General features: G+C 65.8%; 3 protein-coding genes and 1 pseudogene. All 4 read right to left on the bottom strand.

The window, feature by feature from the left end; genetic code table 11:
- Positions 1-204: pseudogene (locus BN903_RS17880) on the bottom strand (hypothetical protein); the annotation flags it as partial.
- Positions 205-206: 2 nt separating this feature from the next.
- On the bottom strand, positions 207-1226 hold the full coding sequence (locus BN903_RS03650; protein WP_048076412.1) for an ABC transporter permease: 1020 nt from the start codon (positions 1224-1226) through the stop codon (positions 207-209).
- Between the two features lie 158 nt (positions 1227-1384).
- On the bottom strand, positions 1385-1843 hold the full coding sequence (locus tag BN903_RS03655; protein ID WP_048076413.1) for a hypothetical protein: 459 nt from the start codon (positions 1841-1843) through the stop codon (positions 1385-1387).
- A 129-nt stretch (positions 1844-1972) separates the two neighbouring features.
- Complete coding sequence (locus tag BN903_RS03660) at positions 1973-2269, bottom strand: DUF3006 family protein (RefSeq protein ID WP_048076414.1); 297 nt, start codon at positions 2267-2269, stop codon at positions 1973-1975.
- Positions 2270-2382: the final 113 nt, after the last annotated feature.

Here is a 2382-nt window from a genome sequence, read left to right on the forward strand (position 1 = left end):
GGCGGACGCCCCGCCGCTGGCGAGGCCCGTGCGCGTCCATCCCACCGCGACCTGCCCGGCGGCCGCGGTCGCCGATCCGACCGCAGCGAGGCTGCCGGCGACCCGCCCCAGTTCCAGCGCGATCAGGACGGCTGCCCCGACAGTCCACGTAACCGCGGGGAGGGGACGACGTCGGAACCGCGTCGAGAGCGATGCCGAGTCCACGATCACCGCCCTCCGTATCCGACGCGGGGATCGATCAGGACGTACAGCAGATCCTGAACGAGATTGATCAGAACGACGACCAAGACGAAGACGAAGACCAGCGCGGTCACCAGCGGCATGTCGGCGTTAAGGACGGACTGGAAGAACAGCCAGCCGAGACCGTTGATCCCGAACACGACCTCGATGATGACCGAGCCGCCGATCAGGAGGAACGCCTCGTTGGTGATGGTGGGAACCAGCGGGATCAACGCGTTCCGGAGGACGTGTTTCCAGACGACCGACCGACGCGACACGCCGTTCGCCTCGGCGGCCTCGACGTACCCCTCGTTGATCGTTTCGAGTACGGCTGTGCGCGCAATCCGGAGTTCGCTCCCCATCGACGCCGACCCAAGCACCACCGCCGCGGGCAACACCTGTTTGACGGCCGCGAGGAAGCCGGTCGGCGACGACAGACGCGACAGGTCGGGCGTGCCGGTCACGGAGGTCGTCACGAGGAACTCGCTCCAGTCGAACCCCAACAGCGTGTCCGACTGCGAGAGCACCGCTAGAAGGATGATCGCCAGCCAGAAGTTCGGCATTCCCCGCCAGACGATCCCGAAGAGCGACAGCCCGTAGTCGAGCGGCGTGTTCGAGTTGATCCCCGCGTACACGCCCATCGGGATCCCGACGAAGATCGGGATCAGGACGGACCAGAACGTCAGCCAGAGGGTCCGCGGCGCGTACACCGCGAGCAGGGACACGACGTCGGTCTGCGGTGCCAGCACCCATGACTGGCCGAGGTTCAGCGTCAGCAGGTCGGTCATATACGCCCAGTAGTGCTGTAAGAGGGGTTGTTCGAGGCCGAGTTCGACGCGGATGCGTTCGTACTCCGCGACCCCCTCTTCGGTGGCGGCGTCGCCGACGATGGCGGCCGCGGGGTCGATCGGCCCGAATCGGAAGATGACGAACGTGAGCGTGGCTCCGAGAACCAGCACCGGGACGGACAGCGCGACCCGCTTGAGGAAATACTGTACCCGACTCATACGGGGGTCACGGTTGACACCGCACACTCGATGTCTGCTGTAGTCTCGGACACCGTTGGTACGTGAATACTTCGCGTAGAATTATAAATTCGCTTCGAAGCCGTCGGTGGAGGTGAACCGGTGGCGTCGTCGCGTCGATTTCGTCCGGGGCCGGGCGATCACTCCGGGAAGAAGGCGTCTGGGTCCGCGTGACGAAACGAACCGAGGTGGGTGCCGTTAAGACGGCGCACATGTGTGTGGACGTGCCCGACCTCCTCGGCCGCACGGCGACAGGCGGACAGCGATCCTCGGTCGACCGCTCCCGCGACGAGGATCGCCCGCTCGCTCGGGTCGTCGAACAGCACTGTCAACAGGTACAGTTGGTCGGGCGTCGTCGCTCGGTACACCTCTGTTCGCTCGAACCCGTCCGGAGCGAACCACTCGGCGAACGTGTCGGCGTCGTCGTCCGGGATCACGTGTACGAAACCGGGGTCGAGCGACCCGTCGTCGCCCGCGGTCACGCCGGTGTCGCCGGCCGGCGACGCGAGCGTCTCCCAGCCGTCAGCCGACAGCTCCGACGAGATGGCGGTCATTTCGTCGAGAACCTGCGTCCAAGCGGTAGCGGAGTCGTCGCCCATGATCGTTACTGCGTCACCGCCCGCGAAAAGGTGACCGATCGGGTCGGTCCCGATCTGCTCGCGCCTGCGTTTCGCGTCGCCCTCGCTGACGAGCGCACACCCGAGACCGATTTCGTCCGCCTGGCTCGGCTACGTCTCCTCGTCGGACGGCGGCCGCTTCGAGAGCCGATCGAACCGATCCTGTGCCTCTTCCGCTCGGCTCTCCGTCTGCTCGGGCTTGTACGTGGCAGCTTCGATACGCCCCTCACTGAGAACCACCGACAGAATCGCGTCCGCGTGCCGCCCGTCTGGCGGGAGCCGCGAAGCCTCCAGTACCGCGTTCCCCGCTTCCTCGCCGTCACGTTCGAAGAACACGGTCGCGAACCCGTCCTCGACGTTGTCAACGACCGCAGTGTACTCGCCGTCGGGAAGCTCGATGGCAGTCATTCGTAGCTCGCCTCAAGGACGTGTTCCCCGTCAGCGTCCGAGAGTATCACTGTGTCGCCGGCGTTGTTCCAGATTGGCGACCCCGATCCCCAGTACAGCTCGGTGTCCGTGTC

This window comes from Halorubrum sp. AJ67, from assembly GCF_000513435.1.